3 protein-coding genes are annotated in these 2635 nt (G+C 42.8%); 1 reads left to right on the top strand and 2 read right to left on the bottom strand.

Features of this window, described 5'->3' with window-relative positions; translation table 11 throughout:
• Positions 1-302: 302 nt before the first annotated feature.
• Both AACT52_RS11070 and AACT52_RS11065 read right to left on the bottom strand, forming a co-directional pair.
• On the bottom strand, positions 303-812 hold the full coding sequence (locus AACT52_RS11070) for an ureidoglycolate lyase (protein WP_073636633.1): 510 nt from the start codon (positions 810-812) through the stop codon (positions 303-305).
• Positions 813-897: 85 nt separating this feature from the next.
• On the bottom strand, positions 898-1338 hold the full coding sequence (locus AACT52_RS11065; protein WP_073636634.1) for a DoxX family protein: 441 nt from the start codon (positions 1336-1338) through the stop codon (positions 898-900).
• A gap of 158 nt (positions 1339-1496) precedes the next feature.
• On the opposite strand from AACT52_RS11065, the gene AACT52_RS11060 reads away from it, so the two are divergent.
• A complete protein-coding gene (locus AACT52_RS11060) occupies positions 1497-2540 on the top strand; it encodes a BMP family protein (protein WP_073636632.1) in 1044 nt (347 codons plus the stop codon).
• The last annotated feature ends 95 nt before the right edge of the window (positions 2541-2635 follow it).

Below are 2635 nucleotides of genomic sequence, written 5' to 3'. Positions count from 1 at the left end.
TAATGAACCACAGATGGACACAGATGGACACAGATAAATAATTACTTCATTCAAACGAGAAGCCCTCTAAGGCGGAAAGGGAGACTCGGGGCATACGTGTCAACAATCACGTTCAAACGTTTATCCCACGTTGATTTGACCCCACACGCCAGTCGCTGTGAGTTCGGGAAACCCGCCTGCATGGCTAGCGCTCCTCCTGCAGCGCTGGCTCCCCTTAATCCCTCTGCACGGCTGTTTGATTCGATATGGGAGGAAATTTTGTCAACGCACTTTTTTGGAATTTGGGTAAGTTGGTAGAAGCGCTATGTCAGTGACAAAATCTCAAACTCAAACTCCAGATTATGGCTGTTGAGAAAATTGTGAGTGAAATGATCCACCACATTCGTATCACTCAATTCCAAGTTGTAAAAATTCACAACCTCATGCTCAAAATAAGGTCCAGCGTGCCAAGTTCCTACCTCTAACTTGATAAAGCAATTTCCTGGAATGCGGAAAGCTGCTATATCTTCTAAATATGGTTCATCAATATTATTATTAGGAGGACAAACCGCAATTAACCAGTCCTTGCCTTCCAATGAACCCAAACATTGAGTACATTGTACATGGCGAGTGATAGTGTGAAATTTGCGTCCTCTGCGGTGCAGTTGCATGATATAAAAGCGGGGGATACCTCTGTCAAGTACGAGTTGAGCATCTTCTGCATCAAAGGATTTACCGTCTAACTCAGGAAAAATCACCTGTCCATATCGACGAAAACTTTCCGGCGTTATCCATTCAGCCCGCAATTGTTGAACTGTCTTTGATGTACTCATATCAAACCTGCTTGCACCCACATTATTTTACCCTTGATTCCCTCTCCTTTCAGGAGAGGGTTAAACAAAAGTCTGCGAAAACGACTCACTTTAATTCCTGCAGTTGTTTGGGAATGAGTGACTTGGGAATAATAGAAGCTTGTTTTTCGGGATCTGAAGGTTTTGTATACAACCAAGCCCAAGCAATTAAAACCGCTTGAAAGGGAAGTCTAATCACATGTACCCAGGGTGAATTTGGTATATGGTCAATTTTAATGAGATTTACTGCCATATTGATGTTGGATGGGTAAACAGCAATAAAAAGAGCAAGTAGCCCCCAAGCAGCAGCTTGACTTACAGGCGGAACTAATAACCCGATACCACCCAAGATTTCATAAAAGCCACTCAGATAAACTATTTCTAAAGGGTAGGGGAGTTGCGGCGGCACAATTCTGACATACTGGTCAGCAGATGTAAAGTGCGTCACTCCGGCTACAATCATACATACCGCTAGGATGACACGAAAAATTTCCTTGAGATTGTTCATCGATTCCCTTGACTGTATAGTTGCGTCCACTTCTTCAGTTTCTTTGTCTGATGTCACTACGTCTTCAGCCAACAGTGGGAAAAATGAACGAGGAGGTAGGGGAATGAAGCAGATTATAGTAATCAATAACAAGGATTACCCATCTCAAGGCTTAATGTATGGTGGCAAATTTTAGTAGGCGTAAATTTCTTTTGTATGGTTCAGCTACCTTGAGTACTAGTTTACTGCTAAAAGCTTGCAGTAGCAACTCAACAACGACAGGGAGTAGCCCAGGGTTTAAGATAGCGATCGCCCTCCCTGGAGTCATTAGCGATCAAGCCTGGAACCAATCTGGTTACGAAGGCGTACAGCTTGCTAAACAAAAGCTGGGTGCAGAAACATCCTATGTAGAACAAATAGCACAAGCAGACCAAACCGAAGTTCTCTCAGATTTTGCGCGTCGCGGCTATAACCTAGTATTTGCCCACGGCGGACAATTTGATGCTGCTATTCAACAAGTCGCGCCGCAGTTCCCCAACACTTTCTTTGTCGGTGTCAATGGTGCTGTGAACGGTTCCAACATCGCTGCTTTGCGAATTGACCATTTGCAAGCGAGTTATCTCTGCGGAATGATCGCTGCATCAATGACTAAATCCAATCAACTAGCTTACATTGCAGGACAACAATTTGATGCTACCCAACAAGAACTACGCGGCTTTGAATTAGGAGCAAAATCTCTCAAGCCAGACATCAGAATTAGTTCTACATTCACGGGTGACTGGAACGATGTAGCCAAGGCAAAAGAAGCCACTCTTGCGATAATTTCTTCTGGCAGTGATGTCATCTATCAATGGTTAGATAGTGCTTCGGCTGCAGTTTTGCAAACTGCAAGCGACAAAGGGGTTTATGCTTTTGGTAACACGAAAGACCAGTTAGAAATTGCACCCAAAGCAGTTTTAACAAGTGCGGTGAAGCGGCTTGATTTAGCGATCGCCTATTTAGCAGAACTCGCAAAACAAAATCAACTCAAAGGTCAAATTTACACGATAGGTTTAGAAAAACCAGATATTTTATCTTTAGGAAAATTTGGGGCGATGGTTCCCGAAGCACTCAAACAAAAGGCACTAAATACAAAAGAGGAAATTGTTGCTAAAAAAATCACCTTTGAAAAATGCCAAGAAGCTGGCAAAGATACCCGCTGCGTGAAAAAAGCCACAGCTTAAAATCTCATTTTATAGCGGTTTGTAACCCTTGTAAGGTAGACAAAGAAATAATGAACCACAGATGGACACAGATGGACACAGATAAATAATTACTT

Origin of the sequence: Scytonema sp. HK-05 (assembly GCF_963872035.1) — a bacterium.
GTDB lineage: Bacteria > Cyanobacteriota > Cyanobacteriia > Cyanobacteriales > Nostocaceae > Kalymmatonema.
This window is presented reverse-complemented; position numbering and strand designations above follow the sequence as displayed.

What these genes read in the sequence shown, in the direction of transcription:
- AACT52_RS11070 (WP_073636633.1), bottom strand. Translation starts at nt 812, where the DNA reads ATGAGTACATCAAAGACAGTTCAACAATTGCGGGCTGAATGGATAACG.
- AACT52_RS11065 (WP_073636634.1), bottom strand. Translation starts at nt 1,338, where the DNA reads ATGAACAATCTCAAGGAAATTTTTCGTGTCATCCTAGCGGTATGTATG.
- AACT52_RS11060 (WP_073636632.1), top strand. Translation starts at nt 1,497, where the DNA reads ATGGTGGCAAATTTTAGTAGGCGTAAATTTCTTTTGTATGGTTCAGCT.